Below are 18,524 nucleotides of genomic sequence, written 5' to 3' on the forward strand. Positions count from 1 at the left end.
GTTTCCTGGTTGAATCAGCTTGATGATGTTATCTTTGGACACGGCATATCGCTCCTTCGGTGGAGAAGTGGAGGCGTCAAGCACCCCCACGATATGCCGCCTTTCCGATTCCCGCCGTCACCAACTTTCAGCGATAGCTCAGGTGCTACCGTTCGGCCCTCATTGCAGCGGAGCAGACTGTTGTGCACGTATTCGTTTGCCCGCGTTGCAATACTATTGCGGAAACTAAGACGCCTTCGAGGCGTGCAACGACCGGACGTTGAAAGCTTCTATTGAAGAGTGCCGGTGCTACCGAGCTCTGCACCGCTGCGGCCAGCGTGGCGCCGACATTCGGCCGGACTGGCAGACCGCCGTGCAGGTTTTCCCGGAGCGCAAAGGCTGGTAACACTGCTCGCCTGACGACGCTTAAGGTCCACTATGAAGTTCACCGAACCCCGCCCCTTCGCCGATCCCGACGTTGCAGCGCGCAAGCTGATCGAGCTGGCACGCCCTCATTCCTGCTTGCCTTAGGCGGAAGGGCGCACCGCGCGGGCCTTGAAGTGGTCGAGCACAAAAACTCGAACCGCTGACGAGAGGTTTGCCTGCTGCCGGTTGGCATCGATCTCGCTGATCAGCTCGGCCAACGTGATGCCGCGCTCTTTGGCAAGCTCTTTTACGCTGCTCCAGAATGGATGTTCGAGGCTGACGCCGGTCTTATGGCCACGTACGACTATTGATCGCTTAACAACAGGTGACTTCATATAAAGGCCCATAATGAAAAAGATCGGGCCGACGCCAAATTCGTTGCGTGGCCCAATCCTCGATATTACCACCGAGCGATCAAACCACTAGTAGCCCGGCGGGCGGGAAGCACTCGAAATTCGTCCGGCGAACTCCTATACCTGCGTGTTCCAGCCGATCGTGATTACCGATTCCAGGCCATCGTGATCACCCATTCCAGAGCATCGTGATCACCGTTTCCAGCCGATCGTGATCGCTAAATCATGAGCGGGGACAACCAGGAGGCGTCCACCGCTGACAGTCTGCAACCGGGGTAGCTCGGTCTTTTGCCCAACCGCAGAGGATCGAGATGCCGACAGAGAGACTGTCCATGCGCCACATTCGCGAAGTTCTACGCCTGCACTACAGCGTCGGCATGTCCCAACGCGCCGTTGCCCGCAGCCTCGGTCTGGCCCAGGGCACGATAAGCAAGTACGTCAACCGAGCCCGCCGCGCCGGCCTGACCTGGCCATTGCCAACAGAGCTGGATGACGACGTCCAGCTCGAGAACCGCCTGTTTCCGCCGCCTTCCGACCGGCCCAGCGACGAACGTCCGCATCCCGACTGGGCGCTCGTCCATCGCGAGCTGCGGCGCTCGAACGTCACGCTGATGCTGTTGTGGGAGGAGTATTGCGACGCCAACTCCGACAGCTTCAGCTATGCGTGGTTCTGCGAACGCTACAGGGAATGGGCAGGCCGTCTCAAGCCAACCCTGCGCCAGGTTCATGTCGCCGGTGAGAAGCTGTTCGTCGACTATTCCGGCCACACCATGGAAGTGGTTGACGGGCTCAGCGGCGAGGTGCGCAGCGCGCAGATCTTCGTCGCCGTGCTCGGCGCCTCGAACTACACCTACGCCGAGGCCAGCCTCAGCCAGAGCCTGCCGGACTGGATCGCCTCGCACGTTCGGGCATTTGCCTATTTCGGCGGCGCGGCCCGGCAGACTGTGAGCGACAATCTCAAGGCCGGCATCACCCGGGCCTGCTTTCACGAGCCGATGGTCAACCGGACCTATGCCGATCTCGCCCGCCACTACCGCACCGCCATCGTTCCGGCACGGCCGTATCGGCCGCGCGACAAAGCCAAGGTCGAAGTCGGGGTCCAAATCGTCGGGCGATGGATACTGGCGCGCCTGCGCAACCGCCGCTTCTTCTCGCTTGCAGCCCTCAACGAGGCGATCCATGCGCTCCTCGTCGAGCTGAACGATCGACCTCTGCGCAGCTGGGGACGAAGTCGGCGCGACCTGTTCGAGGAGCTCGATCGCCGGGCGCTCACCGCTTTGCCGGATGAGCCCTATGAGTATGCCGAGTGGAAGCGCTGCCGGGTCAATCTCGATTATCACGTCGAGATCGCCAAGCACTACTACAGCGTCCCCCACAACCTCGTGCATCAGGAGGTCGAGGCGCGGATCACCCAAAAGACCGTCGAGATTTTCCTGCGCGGCAAGCGGGTGGCATCGCATCTGCGCAGCACGCTGCCGCATCGCCCGACGACAATTTCCGAGCAAATGCCGAGCTCGCATCCCCGCTTCGCGACTGGACCATGAGCGCATTGTTTCGAAGCCGCCAAGGTCGGTCCCGATGCCGAGACATTGATCGACGTCATCTTGCGGTCGCGGCCGCATCCGGAACAGCGCTTCCGCTCCGCCATCGGCATTCTCGGGCTGGTCAAGCACTATGGCCACGAGCGCGTCGACGCCGCCTGCGCCCGTGCTCTTCTGCTCAACGCCTATGCGTTGCTGCAGTTTTATGCAGCCACGCTTCTGCTGCGCAGCGCAATCGTCCGGCTTGATGCGTCCGGCGCGGTGCGCGCATCGCTCGATCGGCTGGTGGCGCGGATCATGCGAAATCCGCTGGCTCCCGTGATCCTGGCGATCCCGATCGGCATCGCGTTCAGCCTCGACCAGAAGTGGATCGATATAATGGGGGTGAGGACGCCGGATCAATCGCTCGTCACCAACCTGCAGGCGCTGATGGGGTTCGGCACCGCATTCGGTTTCGGCTGGCTCTTGCACCGACAGCTCGATCTGCTGCGGATCATCGAGCGGCGCTGGCTGTGGAATCTCCTGCTGGCCCTTGGCCTGATCCTGATCAGCTTCGGACTTGCCGGTGCGATGTTGCCGAGACCGGGCGCGCCTTCGCTGCCCCTTCGCACCGACACGCTCAGGCTTGTCTCCGCCGTTCTGTACGCCCCGGCGATATGGCTTTCGACGTTCACTGTCATCGGCCTCGCGCTCCGGTTCATGTCCGGCTTCAGTCCGATGCGCCGCTACATCGCCGATGCGTCCTACTGGCTCTATCTGATCCACATGCCAATCGTGATGGCGCTGCAACTCGCCGTGTCACAACTGGACTGGCCGTGGCCGGTCAAGTTCTCAACCATTCTCGTGGTCGCTTGCCCTGATGCTGGCGAGCTATCAACTGCTGGTGCGCTTCACCATCATCGGTGTGGTGCTGAACGGCCGCCGCGCGCCGCGCCAATCGGTGGCTGCCGCCGCGATCACTGGCCACGCCGCGCCATGACGCCAGGCGATCTCGCCGCTCCTGCCATGCCCGTCCTGCGAAGCGCCGTGAGCTAGGTGCCTCGTAAGGTTTCAGGCAGTGCCCGACGAGTCGAGGTTGCTCACCTCCCGCGGTATGTGATTTTACCCGTCGCGTGGTCCGCGACCAGTCGCGAAGCACAGCTCATTGCACGTCCCGCACAACGTGCCCACCGCCAACGCCCATCCGATCACGTTCCAGTGCATGAAACCGTTCGGCGGCGGGACGAAAACGTCTGGAAACAGAGGCGCGCCAATTTGGCCGCCGATAGCTTTTTAACCAGCCTCATTTTCAGGCGTTTGCCCCACAAAATCATACCGACAGGAGTCCCGACCATGAAGCGCTCCGCCCTGCTCTTCGTGACATTGCTCACCACTCCGGCCCTGTTCGCCACCGTGCATGCCGGCGATCAGACAACCCTAACAACCGGCACCGTGTCCGAGATCGCGAAGCAATACGCTGACGGCGGACCGTATGGCGGCGTCACATCAGGCCATACCGGACCGGTGCTCCAGGACGCCCAGGACTCCATGCGATATCTGGGCACGGTCGATCAGGTTGCGGCAAATTGGCCGATGCCGCCCGTTCTTGCCAAGGGCGAGTAGTTCGGGCTCGTAGCACATGCCGGGGCTGGCAGAGACGCTCGCCTTGATTTTCAAAGTGGTCGTTTGACGTTTGGCCTTTATTTCTGGCGGTCGAACGGCAAGATGGCGGACACGGAGACCTCGTTCTCCGCGACAAAAAGGCCGCCCCGTGATTGCAAATTTCACCTTCGAGACCCTGCCCTGTCGCGTCGTGTTCGGCAGCGGCACCCTGAGCGCGGCGGCCGCCGAGATCGAGCGGCTTGGCGGCAAGCGCGCGCTGGTGCTGACGACGCCACCCCAGGAGGACAGAGGCCGCAGGCTCGGCGCCGCGCTTGGTCCGTTGTTCGCCGGCATCTTCCCGGGTGCGGTGATGCATACCCCGGTCGAGGTGACCGAGCGGGCGCTGGCCGCATTGAAGGAATCCGGCGCCGATTGCGTAGTCGCGCTCGGCGGCGGCTCGACCATCGGTTTGGGCAAGGCGCTGGCGCTGCGGACGGGCGTCAACCAGCTCTGCATTCCCACGACCTATGCCGGCTCGGAGATGACGCCCATTCTCGGCGAGACCAAGGATGGGCTCAAGACCACGCTGCGCAATCTGGCGGTGCTGCCGGAGACCGTGATCTACGACGTGGACCTGACGCTGTCGCTGCCGCCTCGCCTCGCGGCGACCTCAGGCATCAATGCCATCGCGCATGCGGCCGAGGCGCTCTATGCCCGCGACGGCAATCCCGTAATCGCGCTGATGGCGGAAGAAGGCATCCGCGCGCTGGCTGGCGCGCTGCCCGCAATCGCCGCGAACCCTGGTGATCGCGAGGCGCGCACCGCGGCGCTCTATGGCGCCTGGCTGTGCGCCGTGTGCCTCGGCGCGGTCGGCATGTCCCTGCACCACAAGCTTTGCCACACGCTCGGCGGCGCGTTCGACCTGCCGCATGCGGAAACCCACACCATCATCCTGCCCCATGCGATGGCCTATAATGCCCCTGGCGCGCCGGAGGCGATGACGCGCATCGCCCGCGCGCTTGGCGCCGACAATGCCGCGCAGGGCCTCTATGACCTCGCCCGCCGGCTCAATGCAAAGCTCGCGCTGCGCGACATCGGCATGCCTGAGGCCGGCATCGACAGGGCGGCCGAGCTCGCCATGACCAACGCCTACTGGAATCCCCACCCGCTCGAGCGCGACGCGATCCGCGACCTGATCGCGCGTGCTTATGCCGGCGAGGCCCCGGTACCGCAGCCGCCTGAACGATCCTCGCCGCCCCGCTGACGGGTCGCTGGCTTTCAGGCCGGCTGCCGGCTAGGGTTTGGTCATTAGGGTTAAGCGCGTCATCTGTTTGTCACGACGCGGGCCGGATGCAAGGATCGGATTTGCCCGGACGCCCAGCACGCTAATTGCTTATTTCGTTGATTGAATATCGCCTATTGGATTGACAAAGGCTTTTCAGCTGGTTTGTACCAAATGCGATAGCGTCGGCGTGATCATCGATCACGGTGAGCTGGCGCCCCCGTCCAGGATCGTCAGATGCAGCCATTGCGAGGCAAGCAGAGGCACGCTTGGGGAGTTGCGCGACCTTGCGAGCTCAGGCCGGCGCGACCTGTTCGATGGCGCCGACTCCACGCATGCTACCGGACGCCTCGCCTAAGATGCCGCTCGGCTGAGACTCGCTGATCAGCGGAAGCGGTCGGCGGCCGCGAGATTGTTTTTGACGTAGTGGCCGACGGCATCCTCGAGCGCCGTGAAGCCGCCATTGTAGCCGGCGGCGCACAATCGATCGACCTTCCTCTCGGTGAAATATTGGTAGCTGTCGCGGATCTCTGCGGGCATCTCGATATAGGCGATGTCGGGCGCCTTCCCGAGCGCCTTGAAGTCCGCCAGCATCATATCCTTGAAGCTGCGCGCCTTGCCGGTGCCGACATTGAAAAGGCCGACACGGAGGGCGTGGCGAGGAGCCACATCATCACGCGCACGACGTCGTCGACATAGATGAAGTCGCGCCGCTGGTCGCCATCGGCAATGCCAGCGCGATGCGACTTCGGACCGGCCACTACTCTAGCTCCCCACCGTCGGATCGACGTCGGCCGCAGTCACGCGGGTTTCCGGTTGGTGCCGGCTTGTATTGACCTGCCGAACATTATCGAGATCATAGCCCCTCGTCGTCCTCGTCAAACTCATCGAGGTTCAACATCACGACCAAGCTTCGCTGCCTCCTTCTGCGCAATATCTAGCCTTCGCTCGTCGAAGAGTTCGAGGCGCTTCCTGATCTGGACGACCTGCTCCTCAATGGGCATCGGGATCTCGGTGATCTGTTTCTCTTCCCAGGAGACGCGCTTCTTGCCGTAAAGCTCGACCCGGGTATCGAGCGAAATGTGCCCGACCATGGCCGACCTCCTCTCGAGAGTAAATCGTCTTCATGTTGGCAATGAACTGGTGGCGCACGCTATAGAGCGTGTAGTGCTTCTGCATACGGGGAAACATCAGCTTGCAGAGCTTGCGCAGAAGCTTCGACACTTCGGATTGCCGATCCCACCAGCTGCCTTGCAGGACCCATTCGCGCGAGCGGTCCACCATGCGCTCTACCGCCTCCAATGCTCCCGTGGAAAAATTGGAAAGGTCGGGCGTCCGATGGCTGGCCCGCCTGATCGCGTTCGATGCCCTCATCCGCTTGGCTTTTTGCGCTCGGCGCCGAAACGGAGCGCTCTCTTCCCGCGCGCGAAATATACCTCCATTGACGATGTCGTCCGTCAGCCCAGGACCCGAAAAAGGGGGACGGTGAAATGAACGGCGTCGCGCCCCGCGAGATCAAACACGTCTACTCGCTGATGGCCAAGGCCGCCGGCATCGACATGCCGGATACGCGATTGCTGTTCACGGAGGCCGACACCTATTTCGCCGTCAGCCGGTTCGACCGCGCGGGCGACGGCTTACGCGGACACGTCCATACCGTAAGCGGACTGGTCCATGCCGATCACAGAACCGCTGGCGCGGTCGAGTACGGCGACCTGCTCAAAGTGACCTGGAACTTGACCAAGACATCGGCCACGTCGAGCAGATGTTCCGGCGCATGGCCTTCAGATGAGGCTGCTGGCGCAGGAGCGCCTCCGTCCACTCCTTCTCGATCGCGCCAGTCCAGCGCATCTCGAACACATCTTCGGACGCCAGCGTCACCAGGACGTTGCACGCATCATGCGGGAATTTCGCGTCGACGCGTGCGACCTCAGAAGCGGGGCGTGGGCTGGTAGTCAACTTCGCCCATCTCCGCCAACTCCCGCAGCGTGTTCTGCTGCTGCTCCTCAGCGGCCTTCAGTTTAAGGACGTCCGCGAGCTTGCAGCGCCGGTGTGCCCCTTCGTACCTGAACGGCAGGCGGCCATCGTCCATACGTCGGACCACCAGGGGCCGCGAGATGCCGAGTATTTTCCCGGCCTGCTCGGGCGTGAGCTCGTCGGCCAGGGCGGCCATCGCGAAGCCGGCAACCTTCTCCATCATCGCGGTCGCGTCGCGGAGGATTCCGATCATTGGCCCCTCCACGCGGACCATAACGCTGCCGCCCGTGGCGGACTCGAGCTCACGATGGAGCCGGGCAGCCTGCTGCCGGGTCTCCTCGTCCGGGCCGGATTAACCATGTCGGTAGCGTGGCGTCGATCAAGGCACCATATTAGGTCTTGTACCCGGATGACCTCGGCGAACTGCTTTCGGCCAGCGTCCCGGAACCTAAAGTCATCACGCTTTCTGATCTCGACGTGAAGGCAAATTCGTTCGTGATCCATGTCACAAAGGCCGCCCCAATGAGACCGGCGAGGCTTGGTGGCACCAGCGCAAGCTCGATCTTAGCGGACCGATATTCGAGGCGCAGCGGATGTGGATCCCGAAACCCGAGCGCGGCCAAGGTCAGGGACGCCTCCTTATGGCGGATCTGATCGATGCGGCCACTCGGTTAGGCATCCGGCGCATCACAGTGGAAGCTGACGACGTAGGTCGCTACGCGTGGGCCTGCATTGGCTTCGTTCCCGACAGGGCCTCTTGGAATTACCACATCCGATTAGAAGGCCTTGGCCGCCTCGCCCGTTCACGGAACGAACTGAAGCCGCAAGTGTACCATGCCTACCAGGACGTCCTCTCGAACAGCAATCCGTTGTTGATCAGAAACGTAATCCGATGGAAGCAACTCGTGAAGAGCACCGAACTGTATGGACCCGACGGAGAGCCTTTGCCGATAGCCATCGGCAAGGCGGTCCTTCTGGAAACCGGCGCCCGGTGGTATGGTGAGTTTGATCTCGAAGACCCCGAAACGATGAGGATCTTCAACGAATACGTTCGGAGAAAGTGATGGCGGTCACCGCTCAGTTCGATCGGACAGGTAGAGCACACGAGCAGAACCGTATGCTAGCAATGGTGCCGGACCCGACCGGGCCTGCTCACGAAGCCGCGTCCCATGCGGCTTTGATCCGCGCGGGAATAAGCGAAGAGACGATCGCGATCATCGAAGAGGCGAACCGTACGCCCCCGATGCCGCGATCGTCTGTCTTGTGACAGCATTTCTGGGTTGCATTTAGGGGACGTCCTTTGCTCGGCATACATTGGCTTAAGCAGTGAGGCGCCGAATTCGACGTTCGGTTTCCAAGGGCTTATAGGTGTCATAGGGGACGTACTTTGGTCGTGGCCGCAGTCACTTTCTGGCGTGCAGCCGAGGGCGAAGTTGGTCCCCTACAAGTTGGTCCCCTAACCTACCAAGGGAGGTCCCCCGGCTCTGCCGGGGTGGCAGCAGAAGTTTGACATTTACGGCAGTCGTTCATCATGAAAGTCCCGACTTGTGAGCCACCACGCGCCCGAGAAGGAGTTCATGATGGACCGACAGGAGTATCTGTACCTGGCAAAAAGGTGGGAGCGCAAATGTCGCATGATGTTTACTGTCTCACTCTCTCGGCTCTCTCCATTTGAGCTTTTGCGGCATTCCGCGATCTCTCGGTCAATCCGCCAAGGGTCGCGTTAGCGACCCCAACGGCCGCTTTGAGCGGCCCCAATCCTAAAGCCCCCGGCTTTGCCGGGGGATACTTACCTCGGGGCAAAGTTGGTCCCCTAATCGTCTGAAACACAGAAAGCCCCGCCAGCGACGGCTGGGCTTTTCATTTCGCGCGGGTCGAGGACGAACGTTGATCTGTCGGACGGGTGCAGCGCAGTGCAGCATCAGGTCGGCGGCTTGAACCCGCCGCCTCGCTCGGGCTCATCGTCGGATGTTTGTACCAGCTTTGGCTTCGGTCTGAATTCGAGACCTTCGTAGATATCCCGCAGCGACAGAGAGACCTTCAGCTTTGTAAGCTCGACCACCGCATCGAGACCCTTAATCACCTCGTCCTGCCAAAGCCCTTTACTGTCACGCCGGTAGATGTGAACCGTCGGATTTTCCGTATCTACGAACAGTATGTAGTCAAGGGAAGGAACGGCCTGATATTCCGTTAGCTTAATCGTCACGTCGAAGCCGCCCGTGGTTGGGGACAGAACCTCCACGACGAGCGACGGCTTCTCGGCCAACAGCGAATTGTCGTCGGGCTTGCCGCAGTCGATGCCCATGTCGGGCATCCGCCTGTTCGATTTGGTCGTCGCGACGTAGGTGTCGCCTGTGAAAGTCTGACAGGGGCCACCTCTGGTCTGTGGACGAATGGACGCGATCAGATTGACGACGATGGCGTCGTGCCTCCGGCCGGCGCCGGCCATCATGACAACTTCGCCATCGACCAGCTCGTACCGTCCTTCCTGGCCAGGCACCCAGGCGAAGAACTCCTGCGGGGTTACCGGCGCATAATCTGGCTGGATATTCATGCGTGTTGAGGCTCCATAGCGGATCGCATCATACCGGCTGACGGGACGAGGCGAAAGCTCGGTCTCGACGAGCTTAACCGCCGGCTGGCGTAGGCTTCGACGACAACCTGCAAGCCGATCTGGAGCGCCTCCGCGGTCTGGTTCAGCCCCCAAACCTCGATTTCGCGAAGGACCCTCGAAATAAGACCGCAGCCGATAAGCTCAAGCCCATGGAGTTGAGATCCGCTACCGGCGCCTGCATCGAGACTGGCATAAGTCAATTTCGAAGAGTCAGCGGTTCTTCGATTGAGAGGGGCGTTTTATGCTTGCCCAGCTGCGGCGCCGGATTCAGCAGCAGCTGGCGTGCAGGTTGCAGCGCCGACGAAAGTACGTCCCCTAACTGCTCCAAAAGTCATTGAAATCATATTAGGCGATTCCGCGCGACGAGCGGCGCGCCGGGTGTTGCCGAGCAAAGCACGCCGCTAGTTAAACGTCCTCGACTTTCGTAGGGTACAGAAAACCCCGCCGGATACGGCGGGGTTTTCCTTTCAGACGATGCGGTTGGACTTCACCGATACGGCTATCTACATGCTCGATGCCGGAATAAAGAAGTCTCCTCGCGGAGGTGAGATACCAAAGCAGTGGAAGGCCATCGCGAACATGGACGTCTAAGCCGGCAGGATACGCAAACGCCGCGAGTTGATGTGGAAGCGAGGTTCGACGAGTGAGTTGGCATTCAGGATCAAGCGTCATGGAAGCCGTCGTGAAATCGGCGCTCAAACATGTTCCGGACGAAAACGCCCGCCGCGGGTTATATTGTGACGTGATGCCGGCTCTCGAGAACCAGGATTGGAACGATCATCCCGACTTATTCGGACTGGACCCCATCTACGATCAGGTCGTCCGTGAGAGGCATGGAGACAGATGGTCCGATGATGATACATGACACTGTCCGAACTTCGGTCGCGCGCTGGCGATGGTGAGGGATAGGGTCCGTGAAGAAGGGAAATGGTGCGACACCGATGACGGAAGAATTCAGTCGACCAAGCGGCGATGCCAACATGGGCGGCCGACCCGGTGTGAATGGAGCCGAAATCATCGCGACCCCCGAGTCCTTCCCGGAAAGCGTCCTCGAACGTGTCCGCGAGTTCGCGGACAGTCACCCGGAGATCGAGGTCGAGATCGCCGGCGGACTGGCCGACCAATGCGCGGCGGGAATTGCTCAAAGGCATCCTGCTGCTGACTGACCGCGCACGTCGCCGACGGCCAAAGCTTGACCTTCGCCTGGGATGACTACCCGGCAGGCGTCGCGTGCCGCCCGCAGGATCGCTCATGCCCACGTTCCAGGTCGCTATTCCCGCTTTCGGCTTGCGGGCATACCTCATGAGGTCATCGTGCGGGGACTCGGCCCCGCGAGCACCGGGATCGCCGATCCCAACAGCTATCGGCTGACGAGGCGAGAGCGATGGCGGATTCAGACGCGCAGGAGGATGCTGCCAAGGTTGCGAGCCCTACGCTCGCCTATTTGCGCTCGTTCGACAAAAAATTGGACTTGGTGTTGCAGACGTTGGCTCGCCACACCGAACGTCTGGGGCGGGTCGAGCGTGATTTCGGCGAGGTGCGCCGGGATCTGTCGGAAGAGGGCGACATCGCGCTTCTCGAGAACAAGACCCTGTCTGCACAGAGCGACATCCTCTCCGTTCTGCAGCGTAACAGGCCCTTGCGCCATCCATCAAACATCCGGACGACGCTCCGCCGACCCCAGGGACCACCTGACAGCAGCCACGGGCAAAGTTGGTCCCCTACAAGTTTGTCCCCTAGCGAGCCGCATTCTTTGGGCGATACTTCTCGCCACTGTGCTATAGTACCCGACGAACAAGGAATGGATCGTCCTCATCCTTGGGCTCGTCCAACGCGATGACATTCAAGATTGCCTGCCACGCGTGCTCCGCTTCGATGATGCCGAAATGAGTGCACAACGCCTCGATGAACGTTCGGGTGCCGAATACATCCAGGTTGATCCGACGCATTCCTCTCAGCGCGTCACGCCCGTCGGTATCGTCCATGAGTACGATGATCGTCTGCCGGGGCTGCACCTTGCCGCGGAAACTCTTTAGGGTCTGGATAATGCTGGCTTCGCCGAGATCGTGGGAATCCGGCTTGCTCGCGGGGTCCGCTCCCTGCGCTCTCCATGCATCGAGCGCGAGCTTGTAAGTCTTGTAGGTGCCGGTTTCCACCCGGCGAATGCGAAACTTGTTCGCCTCGATCCATGACCGCGTGTAGCTGAGCCACCGCTTCCGCGGATCGGCGCCCGATTCCGGATCGCGCGTGACCTCCTCCATGACCATGTCGGTCATCCAGATTGTGCCGCACGGCTCCAAGAGCCAGTCCAGTCTTCCGATGGCAGACAACATCACGATCGGTGATGCATCCATGATAAGAAAGATCGGATCTTTCTCGCTCACCCTTTGGGCGGTCACTTGGCACCTTGAACAAAGTGCTTTGCGAACCTGTCGGCCTCCTGACGCACCAAGTCCTGGTTGATGCCGCCAATGGCGTCCTTCGCCATGTGAAGGACGGCGTCAACGGGGTCCCGCTCGTCGTAGCCGAGCAAGTCTTCTGGTTCAGGACCGAGCACTGTCGGCTGCCGTGGACGTGCTTCAGCGGGAACCTCTTCGCCGGCTTCAGTCTTCAGCCGCCGGAATTCGTCGACCGACATCACCACGACGCGTGGCTTACCGTGGCTCGTGATCACCACCGGTGCCTGAGCAGCAGCTCGTTGGATTTCGCCGGATTGCTGCTGTAGATCCAACGAGGAGAAGGAACGCATTGTCATAACACGTAAAATACGTATATTTAGCTCGTTAGTCAAGAACCCGCATAGGAACAAGCTTGTGCGCGGTTGCTGGCGGGTATCGACAATGCCTTGATGCATTTCGACCTTGCAGTCCGGATATTCCAAACCGGCGAAATCGATTCTTCCGATATCCTCGAGAGTTACAAAAGCTCGAGCGGCCTTATGCACGGAATGGACGCCGGTTATGCGCGCGGCGCGTGCGGAATTCGAAGCTTGGTTCAACAGGAATAAACGCCGGATCCAGGTGGCGCCGACGATATCGGCCGGAAGTATCGACAGGCCATGGAACTGTGGGAAAAGGCCGGACGTCCCGCCGACCTCCAGCCGGACGAGTCCGATCTCGGCGAGGAGAGCGTGCTCGCGAAGGTCAAGATGACGCGGGAGCTTCTGCAGCCCAATCAAGCGTTTCTCGTACTCATGGACGACCGCGACGGCAGGGACGCCGTCAAATTGCTTCGAACGAATGTCGATTTGATGAGCACGCAGACATTCGTCCAGTGGATGGCCGAAGACTTCAACGTGAAGGAGGCCGAAACCGCATGGGTAACTCTCGAACGCATCCTCGGTGGAGATTTGGATCCAGGACCGGCGGAAGATCCGGTCTGTGTGCGCAAGTTCGGGAGTTGACCTTTTCCGACACTTCGATGGCGGGACGTCTGTCAGGTTTTGATGGATGCGTCATCTCGTGAATGATTTTGTCGGCGGAATCGATGATGCCGAATGTAGATATCTCTCTGCTATACTGTGCTCAGGTGAAGAAGCTCGGCATCCGATCTGGCGGCGCGTGAGGGCCGCCGCAATCACTCTTGAAGGATGCTATCAAATATTCTATTTCGATAGCATCGCAGTCAGTCTCCGGAGGACGCCATCATGGCCGCTGTCACCATCCGCAACCTCTCCGAAGAGGCGCATCGCGCGCTGAAAGTCCGCGCGGCGCAGCACAATCGCAGCGCGGAAGCGGAAATGCGCGCCATTCTTGAGGCTGCCGTGCGTCCCGAGGGCCGGCTGCGGCTCGGCACCGCCCTTTCGGAGATGAGCCGGAAGATCGGCCTCACCAATGCCGATGTCGAGGCACTTGAACATGGCCGCAATGCGCGTCCCGCTGAGCCGATGCGCTTCGAATGATCCTGCTCGATACCAATGTGATCTCCGAGGCGATAAAGCCCGAACCGCATCCATCGGTCCGTGACTGGCTCGACGCCCAGGCCGCCGAGACGCTGTTTCTCTCCAGCGTAACCATCGCCGAACTGTTGTTCGGCATCGGCGCGCTGCCGCGCGGCAAGCGCAAGGACAGGCTGTCAGCTGCGCTCGACGGCGTGCTGGATCTGTTCGCGGCCCGCATCCTGCCCTTCGATACCGCCGCGGCACGGCGCTATGCCGATCTCGCCATCAAGACGCGCGCGGCCGGAAAAGGCTTCCCCACGCCCGATGGCTATATCGCCGCGATCGCCGCCGCGCACGGGTTCGCCGTGGCATCGCGCGACACGAGTGCGTTCAATGCCGCCGGTCTGACAATGATCGATCCCTGGACCGTGACCCGCTGATAACGTGTCGAGCGGGCGCGTCTGGAGATGCCCTCGATGATAATACTCAACTCCCCGTGGTCGATCGCGGTCACGTAATCGAACCTCACTCCGCCTTCGCCGCGCCCGCCCCTAAGGCAACCTGATCGATCCCACGCGGCCAATCGACGTTATGTCGTCGATCTCGTGTAGGTATCCGATGCCCAACGGGGCGTAGAGTTCGATTCCGCGTTTCCCGTCCCGCGCGAACGCATACTCGTGCGGATTCCGATGATCTCGCCCGGGTGTACCGATTTGATCTCGCCTAGGATTCCGAGATGATCTCGCCCACCATTCCGACTTGATGTCGCCCGGGGCGCGAGGCGTTCTGGCTGTCTGGTTTCTGGCATCGGCGAAGCCGCGTGGTCAAATCTTAAATCGCGGCTCGAAAGACTTGTTTTTTGCTGCTCCTGCTGTGGATATGTGGGCAACGCCCTCCGCGTTGTCCAAGCGCAGCGGCCAGGCCTTTCGGCCCTTTCGGCCGGGCTTACGGGTTCGCCGCAGGCTCTCGCCGTTGAGATCGATCCGGTGGGCGTTATGGACCAGGCGGTCGAGAACGGCGTCGGCGTAGGTGGGGTCGCCGAACACGACAGAGTACCCCTATTTTGGAACGGGTCGTGTCTCACGTCACGATCATCGACCCGCATCATTTTCTGTTTGGGCACCGGCTTGAGCTGCTCAAGGAACGGGCCGGGCGCGGTCCCGCCTACGTCGTTGTCGCGCTGCCGGACGGACGGCGACGGGCGGTTCGGATCGCGTCGACGGATCTTGCCGAGACGCCGATCACTTCCCGCCCCAACGCGGCCGATCTGCCACGCATCAGTGCACGTACGCTGATCCCATTGATGCAACATTTGAGCGCGAATCTGAACCTTCTCGACGAGAAGGTGATTCGCGATGACCCACCGACCGCTTCCAGGTCGCGTTGCGTATCGACCCCTGCCGACGTTGGCAAATCCACCCGGCCGTCCGATGGCCGACGTTCCGCGCCTGTGGCCCAATCTGTCGACCGCGACGCAAACCCAGATTGCTCAAACAATCGCCGCGCTGATGCGGCGAATGCAAGCGATCCCCGGCACGCCCGGAAGGGGACTGGGCCGTGCTGATCAGCTCGAACATCGCTGACGAGCGGCTCACGACCGCACACCGAGCCAAGTTGGCCTATGTCTACGTGCGGCAGTCATCCGTGAACCAGGTGCGCCAGCATCAGGAGAGTACCGAGCTACAGTACCGTCTTGTCGATCGCGCCATCGGTCTGGGCTGGCCGCCTGAGCGCGTCCAGGTGATTGACGAGGACCTGGGCAAATCCGGTGCTGGCGGTGTGGATCGACATGGTTTCCAGAAGCTCATTGCCGAGATCGGCCTTGGCAACGCCGGCCTTGTGGTGAGTCTCGACGCTTCTCGCTTGGCCCGCAATAACCGGGACTGGCATCAGCTTCTCGAACTGTGCTCGGTGTTCGGCGTGCTCATTGCGGATGGCGAGCGGCTTTACGACCCGCGCGCCTACCACGACCGCCTGCTGTTGGGCTTGTCCGGCATAATGAGCGAGGCGGAGTTGCATCAACTCCGGATGCGGCTTCACCAAGGGGAACGCCAGAAGGCGGCGCGGGGCGAACTGCGGCTGCCCCTGCCAGCCGGGCTCGCCTATGATTGCCGGCGCAATTATTCTCAATCCCGATGAGGAGGTGCAGGCCCGTCTTCATCTCGTGTTTGCCAAATTCCGGGAACTGCAAAGCGCTCGCCGTGTGATGCGGTACTTGGACAGGAACGGATTGTTCTTGCCGGTTCGACCGCTGCTTGGACCATCTCCACACGAGATCGTCTGGCGTGCGCCAGATAGTGCACGCGTCCTTAGTATCCTTCAAAATCCGGCCTATGCTGGGGCGTATGTTTATGGCCGCCGGCAGAAGGATCCAAGCCGATGCCGGCCAGGATCGCTGACGGGAACGGTCAAGGTGGCGATCGCGGATTGGGCGGTTTGCCTCCACGCCGCTCACCCAGGCTATATCAGCTGGGAGGAGTTCATGGCCAACCAGGGGCGACTGGCAGATAATGTCTTCCGCTATGAGGCAGGACACTCTGGCGTGCCGCGCAAGGGGGCAGCCCTGTTACAAGGAATTGCGATCTGCGGCCGTTGCGGACGGCGCATGAGCATCCGCTACACGGGCCCGAATGCCGACTATCCGGTCTATTGCTGCCGCTCAGATCGGGACCAGCAAGGCAGTGCACTATGTCAGGAAGTCCGGGCCTTGGCGGTTGACGCGCTGGTCGAGCGGGTGGTCCTCGATGCCCTGGTGCCGGATCAGATTGCGATCGCACTCGCGGCGGCGGGCCAACTCGAGCAAGAGAGCCGTCAGCTCGAGCGCCAGTGGGCGCTTCGCGTGGAGCGCGCCCGCTACGAGGCCGAGCGCGCTCGGCGTCAGTATGACGCTGTAGAGCCCGAGAACCGTCTTGTGGCGCGCTCACTCGAGCGGGCTTGGGAAGACAAGCTGCGTGTCGTCGAGGCGGTCGAACAGGAGCATGCGCGTTGGCGCGCGCAAGAGCCGCTTCTGATTGGCCCGGCGGAACGCGCAGGGCTACAAGCGCTCGGCGAGAACCTGCCGCGGATTTGGAATGCGGCCACCACGTCAGCAGCCGATCGCAAGCGCATTCTGCGATTTGTCATCCGCGAAGTCGTTCTTGATCAAAAGCGGACCCGAGGTCAGGTGTGGCTCAAGATCGTCTGGCAGACCGGCGCAACCAGCGAGCATCATGTACAACGGCGCGTTCACACCTACCGCAACTACATCGACATCGATCGGTTGCGGCTACGGATCGTCGAGTTGAATGCTGAACGCAAAATGGATGGCGAGATTGCGGCAATACTCAATCAGGAAGGCTTCGTTGCGGCCCGAGGCTGTGCCTTCAAAGGCGAGAACGTCTGGCTTTTGCGTACCCGCTGGGGCATTCCCACCGTCAAAATCAACGGCGTAGACAAGAATCCGATGCGCTGGCCTGATGGTAGCTTCTCGATTCAGGGCGCAGCGGCTGAGCTTGGAGTAACCCCGCAAACGGTGTTCGATTATCTCGCGCGCGGATTGCTGGCAGGTCGTCAATTGACCAAAGGCCAGCCATGGCAGATCGAGCTCTCAGACGAACAAATCAGTCAACTTCGCAATCAGGTACGACGCACCAAGCGTTCGAAGAAGGAGGCATCATGAAGTCATCGGCTCGCCGATCAGCGCGTGCCATTGATCGACGGGTAGCTGGCTGGTGACGATGGTGGAGCGGTGACCGTAGCGGTCCTCTAGGATCTCCAGGAGGTCGTTGGCGGGCCGCGGCGTCGAGCGGCTCGAGACCCCAGTCGTGGAGGATGAGGAGATCGACGCGACCGAGCGCGCCTGCAGGCGGGGGTGGCGGCCGTACCCGCGCGCCAAGGCCAGATCGCTGAACAGTCGCGGGACGCGCTGATAGAGCACGGAGCGATTGTCGCGGCAGGCTTTGTTGCCGAGCGCCGAGGCGAGCCAGCTCTTGCCGACACCGGACGGGCCACAGATCAAAAGATTGGCGTGGTCGTCGATCCATTGGCCTTCGACCAGCATCGTCAAGAGGCTGCGGTCGAGGCCGCGCGGGGTGCGATAATCGATGTCCTCGACGCAGGCCTGCTGGCGCAGCTTGGCATATTGAAGCCGCTTCGACAGTCGCTTGTCGCGTCGCAGCGACGCTTCACGGTCGAGCAGTAGCGCAAGCCATTCGGCGTGGCCGAGGCTGGCGGCCTCGCCCCCGGCTTCGATGTCGGCCAAGGCCTTGGCCATGCGGTGAAGGCCGATCTGATGGAGCTGATCGAAGGTCGGATGGGTGAGCAAGGCGTGATCTCCTAATTGTAGTAGCGCGGCCCACGGATGTTGGGATGGAGGATCGGCGCGTCGTCCGCGGAGCGCTTGGGTGAAGGACGCCGATCCAGATTGTTGGCGAGGATCGATTTGACCGAACCGTAAGTGCTCGCGCCGATATCGATCGCCCGCATGGCGGCGGCATCGAGCCGCTCTTGCCCGTAGGAGCGGGCCAGCCGGATGATGCCGAGGCAGGCGCGGAAGCCCTGCTCGGGGTGTGTGCGTTTATCCAGGATCAGATCACACAGCGCCGCGGTGGCCGGCCCGATCGTGGCTGCATCCTTGTGGATGCGCTCGATGGTCCAGCCGGCGTAGCGCCGATGACTGGAGGCCATGTGCTCCGGCACGGTCGTGTGCTTGTGGTTGCCGCTCGCGCGTTGATGCGCGGCGCGATCCGCTCGCCCTTGTGGAAAATCTCCACGGTGCGGGCGGTGAAGCGCACCTCGACCTCGGCGCGGACGAAGCGATGCGGGACGCTGTAGTAATGCGCCTAGACCTCGACGTGATAGTCGATGCTGACCCGGCAGATCCGCCACTCGGCGAACACGTAAGGGTTCTCAG

General features: G+C 61.6%; 18 protein-coding genes and 4 pseudogenes. 12 read left to right on the plus strand and 10 right to left on the minus strand.

Annotated features, from left to right (window positions below; translation table 11 throughout):
* Window positions 1–506: 506 nt before the first annotated feature.
* Window positions 507–740, minus strand: coding sequence for a ribbon-helix-helix domain-containing protein (locus tag VFB05_RS15830; protein WP_325013675.1), 234 nt, complete (start codon window positions 738–740; stop codon window positions 507–509).
* Window positions 741–1,069: 329 nt separating this feature from the next.
* Here VFB05_RS15830 and istA point away from each other — a divergent pair.
* The 3 genes and pseudogenes from istA to VFB05_RS15850 all read left to right on the plus strand — a co-directional run bounded on the left by istA (window position 1,070) and on the right by VFB05_RS15850 (window position 5,144).
* Window positions 1,070–3,334 (plus strand): annotated as a pseudogene (gene istA / locus VFB05_RS32180) (IS21 family transposase).
* Between the two features lie 297 nt (window positions 3,335–3,631).
* Complete coding sequence (locus tag VFB05_RS15845) at window positions 3,632–3,901, plus strand: hypothetical protein (RefSeq protein WP_325013678.1); 270 nt, start codon at window positions 3,632–3,634, stop codon at window positions 3,899–3,901.
* Between the two features lie 148 nt (window positions 3,902–4,049).
* Complete coding sequence (locus VFB05_RS15850) at window positions 4,050–5,144, plus strand: maleylacetate reductase (protein WP_325013679.1); 1,095 nt, start codon at window positions 4,050–4,052, stop codon at window positions 5,142–5,144.
* Between the two features lie 402 nt (window positions 5,145–5,546).
* On the opposite strand, the pseudogene VFB05_RS15855 reads toward VFB05_RS15850, so the two are convergent.
* Window positions 5,547–5,929, minus strand: a pseudogene (locus tag VFB05_RS15855) (NAD-dependent epimerase/dehydratase family protein); the annotation flags it as partial.
* A 117-nt stretch (window positions 5,930–6,046) separates the two neighbouring features.
* Window positions 6,047–6,256 (minus strand): hypothetical protein, encoded by a 210-nt coding sequence (locus VFB05_RS15860; protein WP_325013680.1) that lies wholly within the window; start codon window positions 6,254–6,256, stop codon window positions 6,047–6,049.
* Window positions 6,257–6,652: 396 nt separating this feature from the next.
* On the opposite strand from VFB05_RS15860, the gene VFB05_RS32185 reads away from it, so the two are divergent.
* The gene (locus VFB05_RS32185; RefSeq protein WP_414643206.1) at window positions 6,653–7,117 is read left to right on the plus strand and encodes a HipA domain-containing protein; all 465 of its coding nucleotides are present in this window, start codon (window positions 6,653–6,655) and stop codon (window positions 7,115–7,117) included.
* Here VFB05_RS32185 and VFB05_RS15865 read toward each other — a convergent pair.
* Window positions 7,093–7,392, minus strand: coding sequence for a helix-turn-helix domain-containing protein (locus VFB05_RS15865; protein WP_325013681.1), 300 nt, complete (start codon window positions 7,390–7,392; stop codon window positions 7,093–7,095). The genes VFB05_RS32185 and VFB05_RS15865 overlap by 25 nt on opposite strands.
* Before the next feature lie 388 nt (window positions 7,393–7,780).
* Here VFB05_RS15865 and VFB05_RS15870 point away from each other — a divergent pair, with 388 nt between their 5' ends.
* On the plus strand, window positions 7,781–8,203 hold the full coding sequence (locus tag VFB05_RS15870) for a hypothetical protein (RefSeq protein ID WP_325013682.1): 423 nt from the start codon (window positions 7,781–7,783) through the stop codon (window positions 8,201–8,203).
* Between the two features lie 857 nt (window positions 8,204–9,060).
* Here VFB05_RS15870 and VFB05_RS15875 read toward each other — a convergent pair.
* Window positions 9,061–9,693 carry a Uma2 family endonuclease gene (locus VFB05_RS15875; protein WP_325013683.1) on the minus strand — a complete coding sequence of 211 codons (633 nt, stop codon included), beginning with the start codon at window positions 9,691–9,693 and terminating at the stop codon, window positions 9,061–9,063.
* A gap of 974 nt (window positions 9,694–10,667) precedes the next feature.
* On the opposite strand from VFB05_RS15875, the gene VFB05_RS15880 reads away from it, so the two are divergent.
* Window positions 10,668–10,919, plus strand: coding sequence for a hypothetical protein (locus VFB05_RS15880; protein WP_325013684.1), 252 nt, complete (start codon window positions 10,668–10,670; stop codon window positions 10,917–10,919).
* Window positions 10,920–11,531: 612 nt separating this feature from the next.
* Here the strand turns inward: VFB05_RS15880 and VFB05_RS15885 are convergent.
* Window positions 11,532–12,137, minus strand: a complete 606-nt coding sequence (locus VFB05_RS15885) for a hypothetical protein (RefSeq protein ID WP_325013685.1) — start codon at window positions 12,135–12,137, stop codon at window positions 11,532–11,534.
* Window positions 12,138–12,148: 11 nt separating this feature from the next.
* Window positions 12,149–12,931, minus strand: coding sequence for a type II toxin-antitoxin system Phd/YefM family antitoxin (locus VFB05_RS15890; RefSeq protein WP_325013686.1), 783 nt, complete (start codon window positions 12,929–12,931; stop codon window positions 12,149–12,151).
* 15 nt (window positions 12,932–12,946) lie between these two features.
* Here VFB05_RS15890 and VFB05_RS15895 point away from each other — a divergent pair, with 15 nt between their 5' ends.
* The 3 genes from VFB05_RS15895 to VFB05_RS15905 all read left to right on the plus strand — a co-directional run bounded on the left by VFB05_RS15895 (window position 12,947) and on the right by VFB05_RS15905 (window position 14,073).
* Entirely contained in the window at window positions 12,947–13,156 is a 210-nt protein-coding gene (locus VFB05_RS15895; protein WP_325013687.1) for a hypothetical protein, read from the plus strand.
* Window positions 13,157–13,399: 243 nt separating this feature from the next.
* Window positions 13,400–13,654, plus strand: a complete 255-nt coding sequence (locus VFB05_RS15900; RefSeq protein ID WP_325013688.1) for a FitA-like ribbon-helix-helix domain-containing protein — start codon at window positions 13,400–13,402, stop codon at window positions 13,652–13,654.
* Window positions 13,651–14,073 (plus strand): type II toxin-antitoxin system VapC family toxin, encoded by a 423-nt coding sequence (locus VFB05_RS15905; RefSeq protein WP_325013689.1) that lies wholly within the window; start codon window positions 13,651–13,653, stop codon window positions 14,071–14,073. Before VFB05_RS15900 ends, VFB05_RS15905 begins: the two co-directional genes overlap by 4 nt.
* 384 nt (window positions 14,074–14,457) lie before the next feature.
* Here the strand turns inward: VFB05_RS15905 and VFB05_RS32190 are convergent.
* A pseudogene (locus VFB05_RS32190) lies at window positions 14,458–14,679 on the minus strand (ATP-binding protein); the annotation flags it as partial.
* A gap of 29 nt (window positions 14,680–14,708) precedes the next feature.
* Between VFB05_RS32190 and VFB05_RS15915 the strand changes: the two are divergent.
* The 3 genes from VFB05_RS15915 to VFB05_RS15925 are packed head-to-tail and all read left to right on the plus strand — an operon-like array spanning window position 14,709 to window position 17,291.
* Window positions 14,709–15,197: a hypothetical protein gene (locus VFB05_RS15915; protein ID WP_325013690.1), complete on the plus strand. Its 489-nt coding sequence runs from the start codon at window positions 14,709–14,711 to the stop codon at window positions 15,195–15,197.
* On the plus strand, window positions 15,191–15,772 hold the full coding sequence (locus VFB05_RS15920) for a recombinase family protein (RefSeq protein ID WP_325013691.1): 582 nt from the start codon (window positions 15,191–15,193) through the stop codon (window positions 15,770–15,772). The genes VFB05_RS15915 and VFB05_RS15920 overlap by 7 nt, the downstream gene beginning before the upstream one ends.
* Window positions 15,738–17,291 (plus strand): recombinase family protein, encoded by a 1,554-nt coding sequence (locus tag VFB05_RS15925; protein WP_325013692.1) that lies wholly within the window; start codon window positions 15,738–15,740, stop codon window positions 17,289–17,291. The genes VFB05_RS15920 and VFB05_RS15925 overlap by 35 nt, the downstream gene beginning before the upstream one ends.
* Here the strand turns inward: VFB05_RS15925 and VFB05_RS15930 are convergent.
* Window positions 17,286–17,936, minus strand: a complete 651-nt coding sequence (locus VFB05_RS15930) for an ATP-binding protein (protein WP_325013693.1) — start codon at window positions 17,934–17,936, stop codon at window positions 17,286–17,288. The genes VFB05_RS15925 and VFB05_RS15930 overlap by 6 nt on opposite strands.
* 11 nt (window positions 17,937–17,947) lie before the next feature.
* Window positions 17,948–18,524 (minus strand): annotated as a pseudogene (locus tag VFB05_RS15935) (Mu transposase domain-containing protein); the annotation flags it as partial.

This window comes from Bradyrhizobium sp., from assembly GCF_035652035.1.
Lineage (GTDB): Bacteria > Pseudomonadota > Alphaproteobacteria > Rhizobiales > Xanthobacteraceae > Bradyrhizobium.